This window comes from Thermococcus gammatolerans EJ3 (assembly GCF_000022365.1).
In the GTDB taxonomy this organism is placed as follows: Archaea; Methanobacteriota_B; Thermococci; order Thermococcales; family Thermococcaceae; genus Thermococcus; species Thermococcus gammatolerans.
In genome coordinates this window covers 1,900,482-1,918,168 of record NC_012804.1, presented here as the reverse complement: position 1 = coordinate 1,918,168, position 17,687 = coordinate 1,900,482, and the positions used below count along the sequence as shown (strand labels likewise).

The following is a 17,687-nucleotide window of genomic DNA, read 5'->3' as shown; positions in this document are numbered from 1 at the left end:
CGAGAATCAGATGACCGCCGGAACACCCGGAATCCTCGGGAAGGGCTGGACTTCGGCTATGTGTTTCGCTCCGACGATGTAGCGGATTAGCCTCTCGACGCCGATTCCGGCTCCCGCGCTGGGCCTAAGGAGACCGGCCTTGGCCACCTCAAGGTACGGCCTGAAGGCCTCCTCGCTCAGACCGGCCGAGCGTATCTTGGCCAGTATCTTCTCGTACTCCCACTCCCGCTCGCCACCGCTCGAAACCTCGCCGTAGCCTTCAGGCAAATAGAGGTCGTAGTTTCTCCAGATTCCGTCAACTTCCCTGTCGTAGAACTCCCTCGGGATCCCCGTTATCCAGAAGGGCTCTCCCATTTCTCTGCTCGCCTCTTCCTCGCTCCCGAACTCTTCGAGGATTTCCTCAAGGGTGAAGCGTTTGAAGGGCCTCCTCGGCTTTGGAAGCTCCCTCTCGAAGGACTCCCAGACGAACGGTCTCAACTCGCGGAACAGGCCGACGATGAGCTCTTCTATCAGGCCCATAACGTCGTCCATGCTCGCGCGGGCAATTTCGAAGTCGAGCTGGGTGAACTCGTAGGCGTGCCTTCCGTCGTCAGCCAAACGGCTCTCAAGCCTCACGTTTGGAGAGAGGACGAAGAGCTTATCTATCCCCATCGCGACGGCCATCTGCTTGTGGAGTATCATACTATGCATCAGCCTGAGCTTTTCCCCGTAGACCTCGACCTCCGGCGGTCTCAGGGCCTCCTCGGAGGAAGGCTCGGGCCAGAGCGGGTCGGTTATCGAGCTGAGCATCACCGGTAGCAACCAGCGGAAGCCTTTCCTCGACAGCTCGCCGGTGAGATAAGTTATAGCCCTCGTCTGAACCTCGGCGATCGGGTCAATTTTCCTGCTTACAATTTGGAGAGCGTTCATATCAATCACCCAATTTTCGTCAGAGTGCCTTCGGGTTTATTGCCTTTGTGCAGAAAATTTTGAATTTTCGCCAAAAATGATGAAATTTCCAGGAAATTCACGAGAAGATGACAAGAAAATACAAAATATGATGTCATAACATCAAAGAAGAATTTCAAAGGCACAACCACTCGAACGGCAGAATTATAACCCCCGGCGAGAACTACCTACGGTGAAGCGAATGGGCGTCTACATCTTCAAGCCCGAGGATTTGATACGCTACGGCTCGGCAAGGCCCGAGCAGATGGAGCTCCTGAGGGAAGAGGTTCTCGGAAGGAAGGACATACTAATCGTCGGAACGAGCAGGAGCGGAAAGACGAAGCTCGTGGAAGCGCTACTCCACTACGTGCCCGACGACTGGAAGGTAGCGGTAGTAACTGCCTACGGCGAATTCAAGCCCTTCAAGCCGAACATCGAGGTCATTGATACTGCCTTCGACCGGCGCTCGACGGATGAAAGGACGGAAGAAGTCATTGAGAAGCTCAGAAAGCTCGGCCCTGACTACGTGGTAATAGACACCCTCCACACGGTCAGCGTCCCGAGGATTCTGGACGAGCTGATAGACGACTACGCCTTCATCGTCACCTCGCTGGCCATGACCGACGACCTCAAGGCCGAGGTTATGCACTGGCTCGGTATAGACGAGAAGACCTTCGACCGCTTCGACGTCCTCGTCGAGCTGAAGAGGGACTGGAGAACGGGAATGAAGAAGATAAACAGGATTTACAAAATAGAGAACGGGGAGCTCAAACCTCTCGTCTAAATAGCAAGCGGCTTCTCAGGTTTTTTCTTCCTCTTCTTAAGAGGAGCCACCGCCTCAAGAGGACAAAGAGAATAATGTTCAGGAGAACCGTGACTACAAGAGATGCTGTTAGCGAGTTGAAGGCTATACCCGCGATGCTGTACTTCGTTCGCTTGACCATGCCAAGCGCTACATAGTCCTCGGGAGTCATGTGTCTCATCTCTGGGAAAACCTGCACGGTGTCGTTCTCGGGAAGAAGTGAGAGCATATGATTCCACGTGACCACGTAGAGCTTCACATGGGTTCCGTTAACGGTGCAGTTGGGAATCGTCAGCCCGCGTTCAGACCACAGGCACGAGCCGTCTGGAAGTATCTTCCCGTGAACGGAGGAGTGGCCGTAGGTCTGAAAGTAAAACGAACTGTTCTCAGGAACCACCCCAAATACCTCGACGTCCTCGCTGGTGCCGTAGATTAGGCCCCTCATGAGGCGGTAAAGCTTGTCTATTAGGGAGTTGCTGAAGTACTCGTCGCGCCAGACGATGTAATAGTACAGCTCGCCGTTCCGCCCGACCATGTAGAGGATTTCAGTCGGCTTGTCGCCGGGCTTGGAGTGGAGAACCGGGGAGTAAGTAAAAACCTTGGAGCTCTCCCAGGGAAGGTACCCCTCTAAGGAGTAACCGCTCGCTGTTAAGGCAACTGCCCAGAAGACGAGGACGTTTCCGATAAGCCACAGGACTACCAGAACCGTTCTCCTCCGCATAGTTGAAAAGAAAGAGAAATCAGGCCTTAAGCTTTTCTATGACTTCCCTGAGGTTGTCGAGCATCTCGCGGATGTCATCGAAGGTCATGTAACCCATGTTTCCAATCCTGAAGGTCTTCTCAGCGACGCTTCCGTAGCCTTTAGCCAACTCGAAACCGCGCTCGCGCATGGCGTTGTAAACATCTATTCCCTTCATTCCCTCAGGGACGACAACGGCAGTTATCGTCGGGCTTTCGTAGCCCGGTTCAGCTAAAATTCCGAGACCCATCTCCTTGACTCCCTCGCGTATAATCTCGCTCCTCTTCCTGTACATGTCGAGCCAGGCCTCTTTGCCGCCCATCTTCTCGATTATCCTGAGAACGACGTTGAGGCCGAATATCTGCGGGAGCGGTGGCGTTGAAGGTGTTCCCTTCTTCTTCTCGTTGAACTTCCTGTAGAGCGGTAGGTCGAAGTACCAGCCGCGCTCGGGCATCTTCTCGGCTATCTCGAAGACGCGCTCGCTGACCGCCGCAACCGCGAGTCCCGGCGGGACGCCGAAGGCCTTCTGACTGCTCGCGAAGACGAGGTCGATGCCCCACTCGTCGAACTTTATGTCCGCTCCGCCCATTGCCGAGACGGCGTCAACGAAGAGTAGCTTGTCGTGCTCGTGAACCACTTTGGCCAGCTCGGGGAGCGGGTTGAGGACACCGGTCGAGGTCTCGTTGTAGGTTATCGTGACCGCGTGGACGTCGGGGTTCTTTCTCAAAGCCTCGTCGAGCTCCTCGGGCTTAACGGCCTGTCCTGGCTCCTTCTCAAATATTACCGCCTTCCTCCCGTTGGCCTCGACGACGTCTGCGAAGCGCTTTCCGAAGGCGCCGATGATTGTGACGAGGACCTTTCCACCGCGCGGGACGGCGTTCCTGACGGCCGACTCCATAAAGCCCGTTCCCGAGCTCGGGAAGAGAATTATTTCGCCACTGTCAGCCTCAAGGAACTTCTTGAGTCTCTCGAGGGTGTCAACGTGAACGGCCTTCGCCTCGGCCGAGCGGTGGCTGAACATCTGCACGCTCATTATCGCGAGAACCTCGGGGAAGCAGGCAACCGGGCCAGCGGTGAAGAGCTTGTACCTCGGCTTCACCATCTCGTAGACTTCCCTGTAAGCGTCCTCATACTGCATGTCGAAGCGGAGCTCCATTACAATCACCTCAAGCCGTGTTAACCTATCCCTGTAAAAAGCCTTCGTTCGGGTAGGACATCGTAAACCTGAAACTAAACGCACCAATCGGTTAGGTTTTCGAAAAACTTTCGGGGGCCAAATCTTTTAAGTCAAGCACATAACGCTCAGAAGGTGGTCTAATGGAACGGAGACGGCTCGCGGGAATACTGCTCCTCATATTCTCAGCCTTCACCGGAACGATAGCCTTCCGTCTGGCTACACCTGCGATAGCCTTCTACACGCGCGACATACTCAGGGCGAGCATGTTCGCCGTTTCCCTCGTCTCGATGTCGTTCGTCCTCGCGAGGGCCTTCTCCTCCGTCCTCGGTGGTCTCATCCTTGAGAGGGGCAAGAAACTCGTCTACCTCGGCGCTATTGCCATGATGGGGAACGCAATAGCTGTTCAGCTCTACCCGCTGACCTCAACCTGGCCCCAGGTCGTGGGGATAAAGCTCCTCAACGGCTTCCTCAACGGGATAAGCTGGCCGATGGCCCAGTTCGTTTTGGCAGTAACGACACCGAAGGAGATAAGGGCGCGCGTCACTGCGGTTTATTTCTTCTTCGGGAGCATCGCTTCGCTTCTCGGCAACTACGTCTACGCCTACACGGTTGGGCTCGGTTTAGCCGGCCAGATGTGGATTTCTTCGACGTTCTTCGTCCTGACGGGTTTTATAATGCTCCTCAGCTACTACCTCCTCTTCGACCTGATAACGCCGAGGAAGAAGAAAACACCTGAGAGCGAGAAGCCGAGCTTAAACCCGGGGAGGGTTTTAACAATCGCCTCTCTGATGGCGGTTATAGTGGCCTTCACCTCGGGCGAGATAACGTACGTCTACGTCTCAGAGGCTCTGAACCTCGACAAGCAGAGGACTGCCGTTTTACTCGGCTGGGTTAGCTTCCTCTCGGCGTTGCTCAGCTACTTCGTCTCGTGGGTTGCTGATGTTAGAAGCGAGGCGAGGATGGTAAAGCTCACCGCCCTTCTCGCGGGAATATCACCGATTTTGGCCTCGATAAAGACGGCCCCTACGGTCTTCCTCGGGATATTCTTTGCCCTCTTCGCCTTCCAGAGCTTCAGACCTATTTCGAGGAAAGTTCTGGCGAGCTACCACCGCTCATCGCTCGCGATAGGTGGGGTAAACGCCGTCCAGAACCTCTCGACTTTCATTGGAGGAATGCTCTTCGGCATAGCGTACTCGCTAGGAGAGGTGAACGTCGGGCTGACCCTGAACCTTGCGCTCCTGACGTTTCTACCCTTCTCGCTCGGGTTGATAATCGAAGGGACGAAGGTGAAAGATATATGAACGTCCAAAACTTTTATAAGGGTCTCAACTCGCCTAAGTTTAGGCTCTGGTTCACGCTCATTTGGAGGTGAGATTATGGGACTTAGACCGGCGAAGATCGATAGGGACGTTGACAAGCCCGCTTACACGAGGAGGGAATACATACGCGGTGCCCCGGGACCGAAGATAACGATATTCGACATGGGCAACCTCTCGGCCGAGTTTGAATACGAGGTCAGCCTCCACGCCGAGCAGGCCATGCAGATAAGGCAGAACGCCCTCGAGGCGATTCGTATTCAGGTCAACAGGTACCTCCAGAAGAACGTCGGCAGGAGCAACTACCACTTCAAGATTCGCGTTTACCCGTTCCAGGTGCTCCGTGAGAACCCGATGGCCACCGGAAGGAAGGCCGACCGTTACGGAAACGGTATGCGCAGGCCCTTCGGAAAGCCGATCGGGCTCGCCGCTCGCGTAAAGAAGGATCAGAAGATACTCACCGTCTGGGTGAACGAGCAGCACCTTAAGTTCGCCCTCGGTGCCATGCACAGGGCCAAGATGAAGCTGCCATACAGTGCTTACTACAGGATTTACGACAGGGAAGGAAACGACGTAACAACGAAAGTCCTCTCCACGATGAAGCGCTGAACGTTTCTCCACTTCTTTTTGCGTTTTCTGTCTTCTCCCTTGCCCTGTTTGGGTTTGACGATTTTTCTCAAACCAACGCCGTAAGTACTTTGATGCCCTATTCTGGACCGGTGATGCTATGAACCCCAGGGTTATAGGTTCGGTGGTTTTGGTGCTCCTCTTGATTTTTGGTTTGGCCGGCTACGTCGGCGCCTTTGGTGGGAAGGGAAAGGGAAGGCTTGAGTACAAGGTTTACAGCCTTGAGCAGATAATGTCGGGTGCCTACAAGGTATACGGCAATCCAAAACTCGGCTTCTGGGTTGCTAAAGTAGTTCTCCGGAACACAGGGGATGGACCGATAAGGAACATCCAGATCAGGTATTCGATAGACAACTACGCTTCAGAGTCCGTGAAGAGTTACCCAGTCCTCGTGCCGGGGGGAGCGGTCGTTGACTTCTACTATCCGATACTGTCGAGTGAGGTCACGAAGTTAACGGCCGCAACCCCTTCGAACCTGAGGATAACCATAACCTATGAGGTGAACGGGAGAACCCGGGAGGAGAGTGTAACCAAGCCCCTGACAATACTCGGCGTGAACGACTTCGTGTTCTCTTCCCTCGCTCCCGAGGAAAGCACAGGAAGCTTTTACGACACCTTCAGCAACGCTCCCCTCTTGGCCGCGTGGGTAACTCCCAGCGATCCGGTGGTAAGGGAGTTCGCAGACTTAGGAAACAAACTGGCGGGGGGTGCTGGAGCCAGCTTGAGCGATGAGGAGGCCATAAAGAGCCTCAGCGGCATGTGGGAGCTGGCGAGAGTGAACGGCTTTTCATACAAGACCGAGGCCGAGGGCTACTGGACCGGAAAGTTCTCCGAGCACATAATGTTTCCCAGGGACGTGATACGGGACAAGAGCGGGACGTGTATAGATCTCGCACTGTGGTTCGCTTCGCTGGCCATGTCGCAGGGGTTGAAGGCTTACATCGTTCTGATCCCGGGGCATGCCTTTCCTCTGATCAAGCTTCCCAGCGGAAGCATCGTGCCGGTGGAGGCGACTGCGATAAACGACGGTGCATCTTTCCAAGAGGCCGTCCAGGTTGGCGTTCAGAAGAGCTGGCAGACGGCGATGAGCGGGCCCCACTTCATAATAGACGTTGCATCCCTCCATTCCTCGGGTGTTGTTCCCCCCGAGCTCCCGGGGCTCCCTGCGGATGTGCTGACCAAGTGGGGGATAAGCCTCCATCAGAACAACGGTGGAAACGCTGGAAACCAGAACACCGGGGAGAACAACGGTAATACCGGAGGAAACGCTGGAGGCAACGGTGGAAACGGAGGTCAGGGGTGGGCAACCTATTCAGGTCAGTACTTCTCGTTCCAGTACCCCGCTGACTGGGGAGCACCGGATAAATATGAGGGCATGGTTTATCTCGTCAGCCAGGATGGGAACTTCGAGTTCATGGTACTCTACTTCCAGGGAGTTGGCGTGGAGGATATGGTGAACGCCTTTGAGGACAGTCTTGCCCAGGGGGGCATTGAGGTAAACGCCAGGCAGGAAACGCAGTCGACCATAGCGGGGATGGACGTTTACACGGTTCTTTACTCGCTGTCCTCTGATCAGGGGGATTATGCGGCCGTTGCCCGCTACTTCACCGCCAACGGTATTGGCTTTGCCGTCGTCTACTCCTTCCCGAGGAACAACGACCAGTACAATCGGCTTGGTGAGGAGATAGTTAGCACGTTCAGGCTGAGGTGATGGGGATGAGGTGGCTCCTTGTCTTTCTACTCCTGCTCCTGATCGTTCCTCTTGCAGTTGCCCAGGACGTTAAGATCGTTGAGTACAAGATAGACGGCACGATGAAGATGGTAGTGGATGAAGCCGGCAACGCTCGGGTTGAGGAAGCCTGGAAGTTCACTCCGAACCTCTACCTCCAGATGAAGCAGAGCTACCCCACAACCTACATGCTGAAAAGGGAGTTTGAAAACAAGAGGACGGACGCCCAGTACGAGGGGATGAAGATCGAATGGGACGACACGAACAACAGGATCACTTCCACGTACACGATGCTGGGGGCGGCGATCAACGGGGGATCCCACTGGGAGATAAGGATTGGGGACAAGGACACGACGCTCTCCGCCCAGAACGGGAACACCCTGGTACTGACGACCGTTGAGCCCATACTGGGCGGTCAGGGCAGACTCGTTGAAACTATAACCCTCGTCCTGCCGAAGGGGGCTAAGAACATCAAGTTCGAGGACGGGATCGTTAAGTACGAGCTTCCATCGGGAAGCGAAAGGAACCCGGTGTACCTCGGCCTTGTTGCCCTCTCTCTCGTTGGCCTTGCGATCCTCAACTTCCCCAAGAGGGGGTGAACATGCTGGCGAGGGTCAGGAGGGAGCTGGTCGATTACATAGTGAGGGAGACCAATCTCAGCAGGGAGGTCGTCGTGAAAGTGCTCCGGGCGGAAGAGACCTTCATAATGAAGCAGATCAGGGACGCGATGGAGGAGCGTCCCCGCTGATCTTCTTTTTCGATACCCATAAGTAGTTTGAACGCGTAAGGAGATCAAGGTGTCCTCGATGGACACAGTGAAGATGTTGAGGCTCATATCCAACGAAACAAACCTTCAGATACTCTCTATACTCAAGTCAGGTTCATTTAACCCGCGCGAGCTCGCCCGTATCCTTCAGAAGGACGAGACCGACGTGTCGAGGCGACTTAGACTGCTGGAGCGTCTCGGGCTGGTGGAAGGAAGGTGGATCAGGATAAGGGGACGGAACGTCAGGGTTTACTCTCTCAAAGTTAGCGAGCTCAGGATAAGTTTTGAACCCGGGGGTGTAGTGCTCCAGACGGCAGATCGCGTTCGCTACGAAGTCCCCCTGCTTGAGGGCAGGCTTCCCCGGATTGGCCTCTTCGTTGGCAGGCGATCGGAGATCTCCAAGCTTGCCTCCGCGGGGGAGAGCATCATCGTGATATATGGAATAGCAGGTATAGGAAAGACAAGTCTGGCGGCTAAGGTCTTTGGGGACGCTTTCTGGTATCAGCTGAGTGAGGTAGACAGCTTCGATTACTTGGCCTGGCAGCTCGGGCTGTTCCTCAACACGAGGGGTTATCATCTCCTCCTTGATTACCTTAGGAGCGGCAACAGGGAAGAGCGGGCGATCTTCGAGCTCGTCCTAGAAGGGGTTGAGGAGACAAGGGCAAAAATCGTCTTCGATGACTTCCACAAGTGCCGCGATGACGTGATTATGAGGCTCGTCTCGTTCCTCTCCTCAAGGTTAAGAAGCGGAAAGCTCGTGCTCCTCTCGCGAGAGAGGCCGAACCTCGGTCTCTGGGATGGCGTTCTTTATTTACACCTCAAGGGCCTTGAACCAGGGGATGCTTACGAGCTGTTGAGGAGCAAGGGCGTTGAAATGGAGCCCGAGGAGTTTGCAAGACTCTACGGCGTAACCAGAGGACACCCCCTTGCCCTCAACCTGTTCGCTGAGGCCAGAAAGGGAACTCCCGGGGACGTAACGAATTTCTTCGATATGATTTTCGCAGAGGCTTACGATTCGTTAACCGACGACGAAAGGGAAATGCTCTCGCTCATGGCTCTTTTTAATGAACCCCTTGAATATGAGGCCATCAAGAGGCTTTACGGAAAGAAAAACGCCTTTTCTGTCCTTTACTCTCTCCTGCGGAAGGGGCTGGTGGAGAGGAGCGGTGAGAGTTACTTCCTCCACGACCTGATACGCGGCCTCGCAATGAAGGGCATTCACGGGGATGAGGGTGGGTACTACCTCAAGTACGCGGAGTACCTACTTTCCAAAAACTCCCCGGACGACTTCATAAAAGCCTTCAGGTACACGATCCGGTCCGGAAGGCTTGAGCGGCTTAAGGATCTGACCGAGATGAGGATACGAAGGTTCAGACACCTCATAGTTGACTTCCCGATAGCTTACCTGAGGGTTCTGAGCGAGGCTGAGGGCAACCCTTACGTTGATTCCGAGATCGCCGAGGTGCATTTCCAGAGGGGCTTCTTTGATAGGGCGGAGGAGTTGTGGCTGAAGGTTCTCGATAGGTTGGGAGGAATTCATCTCGCCAACGTGCTGAGCTATCTCAGCGACCTCTACATCGAGAAGAATGAGTTCGAAAAGGCCAATGAGTACCTCAGACGAACCGAGGCCATAGCGGAAAGCCTGAACGATCCGCTCGTCTGGCTCTGGTACCACATGGAGAGGACGAAGTACGAGTACTACACCGGTGATCTGGACGAGGCCCTGAGGAGTGCCATGCGGGAGATGGAGGTCTCGAAGCTTTTGCCCCCCGATCCAGAGCGGGAAGTTAAAGTTCTCTTCCACGTTGGGGACGTGTACTGTGAGATGGAAGAGTATCAGAAAGGGGTTGAGCATTACCTGCAGGCCCTTGAGCTCGCCCTCGCCAACGGTCTGACATTTGGCGCTAACATGGCCCGCTTTGAGCTGTCCAAGGCGTACTACAACCTGAGCGCTTATGGAAAAGCCGCTGAGCTGGCCGGTGAAGCTTCTGAGTACTTCATCAGAATTAAGAACTACCGTAGGGCCGTTGATTCCCTCTCCTACATGACGGTTTCCCTGATAGGGCTCGGCGAGCTTGAAGAGGCAGAGCAAACGGCTGAGAAAATGATAGCACTGGCTCAGAGCACGAACTATCCCCTCGCGTGGGCTGGGTACATTTTCCTCGGTGCGGTGAAGGAACTGATGGGCGTTGATGGAGGGGAGTACTTCCGCAGGGGAAGGGAGCATCTGAGGAAGTATGAATGGCTGTACGATGCAGTCTTACATGAGCTGGGCAGGGTCTTTGACGTGGAAGTTATTCATAAGGATTATTAACGATGGTCTCCTATTCCATCCGGTGGGAGAATGGTCAGTTCGATCTTTCGAAACCTCCTCCTGAAGCTTGGCCTCCCGGAGGGGAGACTCGAAGTTCTCGAGGGAAAAGGCGGCCTTATGGAAGACGAGTTTGAGGGGATTGGATACGTTCGCTTCCGCGACTCCGCGAGGGGGTTTAGGAGGGGAACCGTTGTATTCGAAGACGGTACAGTTGTCGCCGGATTTCCTCACATAAAGAGAGTTGTTCAGCTTGAGAACGGGATTAGGCGGATCTTCAGGAGAAGGCCCTTCTATGTGGAGGAGAAGGTTGACGGCTACAACGTCCGCGTCGTCACAGTTAAGGGCAGGATTTTAGCGCTCACCCGGGGCGGTTTTGTGTGCCCCTTCACAACCGAGCGAATACTCGATTTCATCAACGAGGAGTTCTTCAGGGATTACCCCAACCTGGTCCTCGTTGGGGAGATGGCCGGGCCGGAGAGCCCTTACCTCGTTGAGGGGCCGCCCTACGTTGAGGAGGACATCCAGTTCTTCCTCTTCGACATCCAGGAAAAAGGAACTGGGAGGAGCATTCCTGCTGAAGAAAGGTATAAACTCGCCGAGGAGTACGGTATTCCACAGGTAGAGGTCTTCGGCCTCTACGACCGTTCAATGATTGAGGAGCTCTACGACCTTATCGAAAGGCTCAGCAGGGAGGGACGGGAGGGCATCGTGATGAAGACACCCGATATGAGGAAAATAGCGAAGTACGTGACGCCCTATGCCAACATTAACGATATCAAAATAGGGTCCCGCATCTTCTTTGACTTGCCACACGGGTACTTCATGCAGAGGATCAAGAGGCTGGCATTCTATCTGGCGGAGAAGCGCGTCAGGGGTGAAGAGTTCGACGAGTACGCGAGGGCCCTCGGCAAGGCCCTCCTCCGGCCGTTTGTCGAGAGCATCCATGAAGTTGCGAGCGGTGGGGAAGTGGAGGAGACCTTCAAGGTCAGGGTGAAAAATGTGAGCACCGCCCACAAAATGGTGACCCACTTCGAGAGACTCGGCGTGAAAATCCACATCGAGGACATAGAGGACATCGGAAACGGTTACTGGAGGATAACTTTCAAGCGCGTTTATCCCGATGCGACGCGTGAGATCAGAGAACTGTGGAACGGTTTGGCATTTGTGGACTGAGCAATGCTTTGAAAATTATCCCAGTAGAGATTATCTTGGGGAGGATAATCTTCATAGGTCGAAAGTTTGCCCGCGCCTTGATTTTTCATCTTGAGATTCAGTTGATGAAGTCTAGGTATTCCTCGGCTTGGTGTTGGTGGTGGTTGGTCAGCGTACATCAAAAATTGCAGGCGCTTACATTGATGATATAGACAATATGATCTTGCCGAACGGGAAGAAAAGGATCATGAGAGACAACAGAACACAGGGAGGATGAAAGTCCGTCCTATATCGATACCAAACGCAAGCTCGAACTCCTCTCAATTCTCAACGGCTTTGAGATAAACACTTAAAATCTGCACAACACTTTCCGCCAGCGCTTGCGCGGGAAGCTTTTGGAAAAAACTTCACCAAAAGTTGGTAGCTTCTCGTCCAAAGGCTCAAATAGAGCAGATTTTGGTTGTAAAATGGTGCGTTTCAACGGAGAACACTCTCAAAATCCTTCAAAAAAATGGGTTTGTTCTCCTCTGACGCCCTTCAGGTGTCGATTCCAAAGTTAAACCCCACTTAAGAAGCAACTAGGAGATTTCTCACACTCAAAATGGCCAGTTAACAAGAAAATCTTCCAAAATTTGACTCTCAAATAAGGAGCTACAACTTTGATGAAACTTTTGCAGAGCAAAAGTTTCCTTGCAAAAAAATTACACACATCCAATCACGAAAAAGGGTTGCAAGGTTCGAAAGCCTTTTAAATAGTCTCCATAAGCTCCCTTCAGCGCGTTGGGGTTAGGGAGGACAGTGGGGGCGAGATATGGCCTGGCACGTCTTCATTCCCGATTCCCTCCTTGAGGAAACCGACGACCCGAAAATCAGAACGTACAAGGTTGGGCAGGTTGCGAGGGCCTGCGCAATCTTCGGCGTCGAGCACATCTGGATTTACAGGGCAGGCGGGAGGGACGGGAAGTTCATAAAAACGGTCCTTGAGTACATGGAAACACCGCAGTACCTAAGGAAGAGGCTGTTTCCCCTGATGCCAGAGCTCCGCTATGTGGGCGTCGTCCCCCCGCTCAGGACGCCACATCACAAGCTCAAGGGAAAACCAAAGGTTGGGGAAATCCGCGAGGGCTACGCCTTCCGGAAGGGAAGGAAAATCTACGCGGACATCGGGCTCGACGAGCTGGCAATCGTTGAGGGGAACATTGAGGGCAGGGCAACGTTCAGAGTCGTCTCAACGAGGCCCCTCAAGGTCGTTCCGGCGAAGCCGGTTGAGTACTGGGGCTACAGGGTTCACCTGAGCGGGAAACCCCTGGCGAAAACACTTAAAAAGGCTCACCTGGATTTGGCAATCGCGACCTCGCGGAAGGGTCGCGACGTGAGAAAGGTCAACCTTCCCCCGCTCGAAGGGGAAGTTGGTATCGCCTTTGGCTCGCCGAGGAAGGGCGTTATGGAGCTCCTCGGCGGTGAGTACGAGTTTGACTTCGTGCTCAACACGATTCCAAATCAGAAAACTAAAACCGTCCGCACCGAGGAGGCGCTCCTCGCCACGCTGGCGATATTCAATCTCATAAGGAGGGATTGAGATGGGAAAGGTTCACAGACCAAGGAGAGGTTCACTCGCCTTCAGCCCGAGAAAAAGGGCTAGGAGTGTAGTCCCGAGAATCAAAAAGTGGCCAAAGGACAGTGAAGTCAGGATGCTGGGCTTTGCTGGTTACAAGGCCGGGATGACCCACATCCTTATGATAGACGACAGCCCCGGGCTCACCAAGGGCAAGGAGATATTCGTGCCCGTGACCATAGTGGAGGTTCCACCTCTCTTCGTTTACGGAATAAGGGCCTACAAACAGGGCTACCTCGGCCTTGAGACCGCCACCGAGGTCTGGTTCCACGAGCTCAACGACAACGTCAAGAGGCGCATAAAGACCCTGCCGAAGAACTACGGCGAAGAGGACTTCAAGGCCAAGCTCGGTCAGCTTGAGGACCTCGTCAACGACGGCGAGATCGTCGACGTCAGGCTTCTCGTCCACACCCAGCCCTGGCTCATCAAGCTCAAGAAGAAGCCCGAAGTCATGGAGTACGCCATCGGTGGCGACGACGTTAAGGCCAAGTTCGAGTACGCCAAGGAGAGGATAGGCAAGGAGATTAGAGCGAGCGAAGTTCTTCACGAGGGTGAGCTCCTCGACGTCATAGCGGTCACCAAGGGTAAAGGAACACAGGGCCCGGTCAAGCGCTGGGGTGTTAAGGTCCAGTTCCACAAGGCCCAGCGCGCTGGCAAGGGCAGGCACATCGGTAACCTAGGTCCCTGGCATCCCGCAAGGGTCATGTGGACCGTTCCGCAGGCCGGTCAGATGGGCTTCCACCACAGGACCGAGTTCAACAAGAGACTCATCGCCATAGGCGAGAATGGAAAGCTCGTGCTCAATGGTAACGAGATTGACATAACCCCGAAGGGTGGCTTCCCGCACTACGGAATCATTAGGAGCGACTTCCTCATGATTGAGGGCAGCGTTCCGGGTTCGTTCAAGAGGATAATCCGCGTTAGGCCCGCCATAAAGCCGCCCAAGAAGAAGCCGCCCGTTGAGAGGCCCCAGATAACCTACGTCAGTAGGGAGTCCAAGCAGTGAGGTGAGATAAATGAAGGTTAAGGTCTTCAACCTCGAAGGCGAGCCCGTTGAGGAGATAGAGCTCCCGAAGGTGTTCAGCACTCCCTTCAGGCCCGACCTCATCAGGAGAGCTGTCATTGCTTCCTGGACCCACAGGATACAGCCCCAGGGAAGGGACCCGCTCGCTGGAAAGAGACGCGTTACCGAAAACATCGGTAAGGGTCACGGCATGGCGAGGGTCGAGAGGATAAAGACCCCGCCGAGGTTTGCCGCCTTCGTCCCGTTCGCGAGGGGTGGAAGGAGAACCCACCCGCCGAAGGTCGAGAAGATAATCTGGGAAGACATCAACAAGAAGGAGCGCAGATTGGCTATAATGAGCGCCATCGCTGCCACCGCCAACCCAGACCTCGTCAGGGCGAGGGGTCACGTGGTTGACAACGTTCCGGCCTTTCCGTTAGTGGTTGTTGACGACCTCCAGAAGGTCTTCAAGACCGCCCAGACCAGGGAGATATTCAAGAAGCTTGGAATATGGGACGACATTGAGAGGGCCAAGAGGAACACCAAGATAAGGGCAGGCAAGGGGAAGATGCGTGGGAGGCGCTACAAGAAGGCCAAGGGCCCGCTCATCGTCGTTGCCAAGAACGAGGGAATAGTCCAGGGGGCGAGAAACCACCCAGGAGTGGACGTCGTTACCGTTGACAACCTCGGCGTTGAACTCCTAGCGCCCGGAACCCACCCCGGAAGGCTCACGATCTGGACGAAGGGAGCTATAGAGAGGCTTAAGGAGATCTACGGGTGATGAGATATGGACCCCTATAAGGTTATCATAAGGCCGCTCGTTACCGAAAAGGCCGTTTCGCTCATCGAGAAGGAGAACAAGCTCACCTTCATAGTGGACAGGAAAGCCACCAAGCAGGACATCAAGAGGGCCGTGGAAGAGATGTTCAACGTCAAGGTCGAGAAGGTCAACACCCTCATAACTATGAAGGGGGAGAAGAAGGCCTACGTCAAGCTCAGGCCAGAATATAACGCGAGCGAAATAGCCGCAAGGTTGGGATTGTTCTGAGGTGATGTGAGATGGGAAAGAGTCTCATACAGCAGAGGAGGGGTAAGGGAACCACGACCTTCCGAGCTCCTTCCCACAGGTACAGGGGCGCCGTTAAGTACGTTCCTCTCAACATCGTGAAGGAGAAGACCCTCAGGGGAGTCGTTGAGGAGATACTTCACGACCCGGGAAGGACCGCCCCCGTCGCCCGCGTTAAGTTCGAGGACGGAACTAAGAAGCTCATCCTCGCTCCGGAGGGAGTCCTCGTCGGTCAGGAGATCTACATTGGGCCCGAGGCTCCTATAGCGATTGGCAACACCCTTCCGCTGGCAAAGATACCGGAGGGAACCTACGTCTACAACATCGAAGGCGTTCCGGGCGACGGTGGAAAGTACGTCCGCGCTGGAGGAACTTACGCCCTCGTCGTCAGCAGGGAGAGGGACAAGGTCATCGTCCAGCTTCCAAGCGGTGAACTCAAGCAGTTCAAGCCCGAGTGCAGGGCTACCATCGGTGTCGTCGCTGGCGGTGGAAGGCTTGAGAAGCCCATAGTCAAGGCGGGTAAGGCCTATTACATCGCCAAAGCTCGCAACAGGTTCTGGCCGAAGCCGAGGGGTGTCAAGATGAACGCGGTCAACCACCCGCACGGTGGTAAGGAGCACCACATCGGCAGGCCTTCGACCGTTTCGAGGCGCGCTCCGCCCGGAAGGAAGGTTGGCCACATAGCCGCGAGAAGAACTGGTAGGAGGAAGTGAAGATGGCGAGAAAGAAGGAGTTTAGGTACAGGGGTTATACTCTCGATGAACTGCTCAATATGTCCCTCGAGGAGTTTGCCAAGCTCCTCCCGGCTAGGCAGAGGAGGAGCCTCAAGCGCGGCCTTTCCCCGGAGCAGAAGAAGCTCCTCAGGAAGATTCGCTTGGCTAAGAAGGGCAAGTACAACAAGCCAATAAGGACTCACAGCAGGGACATGATAGTCCTCCCTGAGATGGTCGGTATTACTATTCATGTCCACAACGGAAAGGAGTTCGTTCCAATAGAGATAAAGCCCGAGATGATCGGCCACTACCTCGGTGAGTTCGCCCTCACGAGGAAGATCGTCCAGCACGGCTCACCTGGTGTCGGTGCGACAAGGTCTTCGATGTTCGTGGCCGTCAAGTGAGGTGGTTTAGATGAGCAGGGGCAGGTTTTCCTACTCATTCCAAAATTTTGACCCCGAGAGAATGGCTCGCGCGAGCGGAAGGGACCTCAGGATTTCACCCAAGCACAGCGTCGAGCTCCTCAGGGAAATAAGGGGCATGATGCTCAACGACGCCCTCAAGTACCTCGACGATGTCATCGCCAAGAAGAGACCGGTTCCGATGAGGCGCTTCAACGACAGCCAGGGCCACAAGCCGGGTAAGGGCTTCGGTCCGGGCCGCTACCCCGTCAAGGTCGCCAAGGCCGTCAAGAAAATACTCCTCAACGCCAGGAACAACGCCGAGCAGAAGGGTCTTGACGTCGACAGACTCAAAATAATCCACGCCGCTGCCCACAGGGGGCCCGTCCTCAGGGGCTACATCCCGAGGGCCTTCGGAAGGGCCACCCCGTTCAACGAGCAGACCACCCACATTGAGATAGTCGTCGAGGAGATTAGGAGGTGAGACCTTTGGCCATCGAGAGGTACTTCATCAAGGAAGGCGTTAAAGAGATGCTCATCGACGAATACCTTGAGAAGGAGCTTCGCAGGGCGGGCTACGGTGGAATAGACATCAAGAAGACTCCCCTTGGAACCAAGGTCATAATTTTCGCCGCCAGCCCTGGCTACGTCATAGGCAGGGGCGGAAGAAGGATAAGGGAGCTCACCAGAATCCTTGAGAGGCAGTTCGGCCTTGAGAACCCGCAGATTGAGGTCGAGGAAATCAAGAACCCCTACCTCAACGCCAAGGTTCAGGCGGTAAGGCTCGCCCAGGCCCTTGAGAGAGGCATACACTTCAGGAGGGCCGCTTACTCCGCAATCAGGGCCATCATGAGGAACGGAGCGAGGGGCGTTGAGATTAGGCTCAGCGGAAAGCTCACCGGTGAAAGAGCTAAAAGCGTCAGGTTTTATCAGGGCTACCTCGCCAAGGTCGGAAACCCGGCCGAGACCCTTGTCAGCAAAGGCTATGCTCAGGCGTTGCTCAAGCTCGGCGTCATCGGCGTTAAGGTTGCCATCATGCCGCCCGACGCGAGGTTGCCCGATGAGATTGAGGTCAAGGAGATAGTCGAGGAAGAGGTGAGCGGCAATGAAGCCCAGTGAGATTAGGGAGATGAGCATCGAGGAGATAGACGAGAAGATAAGGCAGCTCCGCCTCGAGCTCGCCAAGGAGAGGGGTATGCTCACCATGGGGACCTCAACCGAGAACCCCATGGTAATAAGGAACCTCAGGCGCGACATCGCGCGCCTGCTTACCATAAAGAAGGAGAAGCTTAGGGAGAAAAGGTGAGGTTAGGTGCCGAGGATTGTGAACCCTCTGGATG

The 17,687-nt window shown here is 54.8% G+C and carries 20 protein-coding genes; 17 read left to right on the top strand and 3 right to left on the bottom strand.

Annotated elements, in window-relative coordinates:
• Nucleotides 1-6: 6 nt before the first annotated feature.
• A complete protein-coding gene (locus TGAM_RS10225; RefSeq protein ID WP_015859620.1) occupies nucleotides 7-909 on the bottom strand; it encodes an asparagine synthetase A in 903 nt (300 codons plus the stop codon).
• Nucleotides 910-1,129: 220 nt separating this feature from the next.
• Here TGAM_RS10225 and TGAM_RS10220 point away from each other — a divergent pair, with 220 nt between their 5' ends.
• Entirely contained in the window at nucleotides 1,130-1,711 is a 582-nt protein-coding gene (locus TGAM_RS10220; RefSeq protein ID WP_015859619.1) for a P-loop NTPase family protein, read from the top strand.
• On the opposite strand, the gene TGAM_RS10215 is transcribed toward TGAM_RS10220, so the two are convergent.
• Together TGAM_RS10215 and TGAM_RS10210 are read right to left on the bottom strand one after the other, a co-directional pair.
• On the bottom strand, nucleotides 1,695-2,450 hold the full coding sequence (locus TGAM_RS10215; RefSeq protein WP_015859618.1) for a hypothetical protein: 756 nt from the start codon (nucleotides 2,448-2,450) through the stop codon (nucleotides 1,695-1,697). The genes TGAM_RS10220 and TGAM_RS10215 overlap by 17 nt on opposite strands.
• A gap of 19 nt (nucleotides 2,451-2,469) precedes the next feature.
• The gene (locus TGAM_RS10210; RefSeq protein WP_015859617.1) at nucleotides 2,470-3,624 is read right to left on the bottom strand and encodes a pyridoxal-phosphate-dependent aminotransferase family protein; all 1,155 of its coding nucleotides are present in this window, start codon (nucleotides 3,622-3,624) and stop codon (nucleotides 2,470-2,472) included.
• Between the two features lie 161 nt (nucleotides 3,625-3,785).
• On the opposite strand from TGAM_RS10210, the gene TGAM_RS10205 reads away from it, so the two are divergent.
• The 16 genes from TGAM_RS10205 (at nucleotide 3,786) to rpmC (ending at nucleotide 17,653) form a co-directional block, all read left to right on the top strand.
• Nucleotides 3,786-4,946, top strand: coding sequence for an MFS transporter (locus TGAM_RS10205; protein WP_015859616.1), 1,161 nt, complete (start codon nucleotides 3,786-3,788; stop codon nucleotides 4,944-4,946).
• Between the two features lie 75 nt (nucleotides 4,947-5,021).
• The gene (locus TGAM_RS10200) at nucleotides 5,022-5,570 is read left to right on the top strand and encodes a 50S ribosomal protein L16 (protein ID WP_015859615.1); all 549 of its coding nucleotides are present in this window, start codon (nucleotides 5,022-5,024) and stop codon (nucleotides 5,568-5,570) included.
• Nucleotides 5,571-5,688: 118 nt separating this feature from the next.
• The gene (locus tag TGAM_RS10195) at nucleotides 5,689-7,299 is read left to right on the top strand and encodes a hypothetical protein (protein ID WP_015859614.1); all 1,611 of its coding nucleotides are present in this window, start codon (nucleotides 5,689-5,691) and stop codon (nucleotides 7,297-7,299) included.
• Nucleotides 7,300-7,304: 5 nt separating this feature from the next.
• Nucleotides 7,305-7,916 (top strand): hypothetical protein, encoded by a 612-nt coding sequence (locus tag TGAM_RS10190; RefSeq protein WP_048811350.1) that lies wholly within the window; start codon nucleotides 7,305-7,307, stop codon nucleotides 7,914-7,916.
• Nucleotides 7,913-8,065: a hypothetical protein gene (locus TGAM_RS11310; RefSeq protein ID WP_015859612.1), complete on the top strand. Its 153-nt coding sequence runs from the start codon at nucleotides 7,913-7,915 to the stop codon at nucleotides 8,063-8,065. Before TGAM_RS10190 ends, TGAM_RS11310 begins: the two co-directional genes overlap by 4 nt.
• A 58-nt stretch (nucleotides 8,066-8,123) precedes the next feature.
• Complete coding sequence (locus TGAM_RS10185; RefSeq protein WP_048811448.1) at nucleotides 8,124-10,397, top strand: NB-ARC domain-containing protein; 2,274 nt, start codon at nucleotides 8,124-8,126, stop codon at nucleotides 10,395-10,397.
• Nucleotides 10,398-10,427: 30 nt separating this feature from the next.
• Nucleotides 10,428-11,570: an RNA ligase gene (locus tag TGAM_RS10180; protein WP_015859610.1), complete on the top strand. Its 1,143-nt coding sequence runs from the start codon at nucleotides 10,428-10,430 to the stop codon at nucleotides 11,568-11,570.
• 790 nt (nucleotides 11,571-12,360) lie between these two features.
• On the top strand, nucleotides 12,361-13,128 hold the full coding sequence (locus TGAM_RS10175; RefSeq protein ID WP_015859609.1) for a putative RNA uridine N3 methyltransferase: 768 nt from the start codon (nucleotides 12,361-12,363) through the stop codon (nucleotides 13,126-13,128).
• 1 nt (nucleotide 13,129) lies between these two features.
• A complete protein-coding gene (locus tag TGAM_RS10170) occupies nucleotides 13,130-14,170 on the top strand; it encodes a 50S ribosomal protein L3 (protein ID WP_015859608.1) in 1,041 nt (346 codons plus the stop codon).
• 10 nt (nucleotides 14,171-14,180) lie between these two features.
• Nucleotides 14,181-14,948 (top strand): 50S ribosomal protein L4, encoded by a 768-nt coding sequence (gene rpl4p / locus TGAM_RS10165; RefSeq protein WP_015859607.1) that lies wholly within the window; start codon nucleotides 14,181-14,183, stop codon nucleotides 14,946-14,948.
• Between the two features lie 6 nt (nucleotides 14,949-14,954).
• Nucleotides 14,955-15,215: a 50S ribosomal protein L23 gene (locus tag TGAM_RS10160; RefSeq protein WP_015859606.1), complete on the top strand. Its 261-nt coding sequence runs from the start codon at nucleotides 14,955-14,957 to the stop codon at nucleotides 15,213-15,215.
• Nucleotides 15,216-15,226: 11 nt separating this feature from the next.
• A complete protein-coding gene (locus tag TGAM_RS10155) occupies nucleotides 15,227-15,946 on the top strand; it encodes a 50S ribosomal protein L2 (protein WP_015859605.1) in 720 nt (239 codons plus the stop codon).
• A gap of 2 nt (nucleotides 15,947-15,948) precedes the next feature.
• Nucleotides 15,949-16,350, top strand: a complete 402-nt coding sequence (locus TGAM_RS10150; protein WP_015859604.1) for a 30S ribosomal protein S19 — start codon at nucleotides 15,949-15,951, stop codon at nucleotides 16,348-16,350.
• Between the two features lie 10 nt (nucleotides 16,351-16,360).
• Nucleotides 16,361-16,831, top strand: coding sequence for a 50S ribosomal protein L22 (gene rplV / locus TGAM_RS10145; protein WP_015859603.1), 471 nt, complete (start codon nucleotides 16,361-16,363; stop codon nucleotides 16,829-16,831).
• Between the two features lie 5 nt (nucleotides 16,832-16,836).
• Complete coding sequence (gene rpsC / locus TGAM_RS10140) at nucleotides 16,837-17,466, top strand: 30S ribosomal protein S3 (protein WP_015859602.1); 630 nt, start codon at nucleotides 16,837-16,839, stop codon at nucleotides 17,464-17,466.
• Nucleotides 17,453-17,653 (top strand): 50S ribosomal protein L29, encoded by a 201-nt coding sequence (rpmC, locus tag TGAM_RS10135; protein WP_015859601.1) that lies wholly within the window; start codon nucleotides 17,453-17,455, stop codon nucleotides 17,651-17,653. Before rpsC ends, rpmC begins: the two co-directional genes overlap by 14 nt.
• Nucleotides 17,654-17,687: the final 34 nt, after the last annotated feature.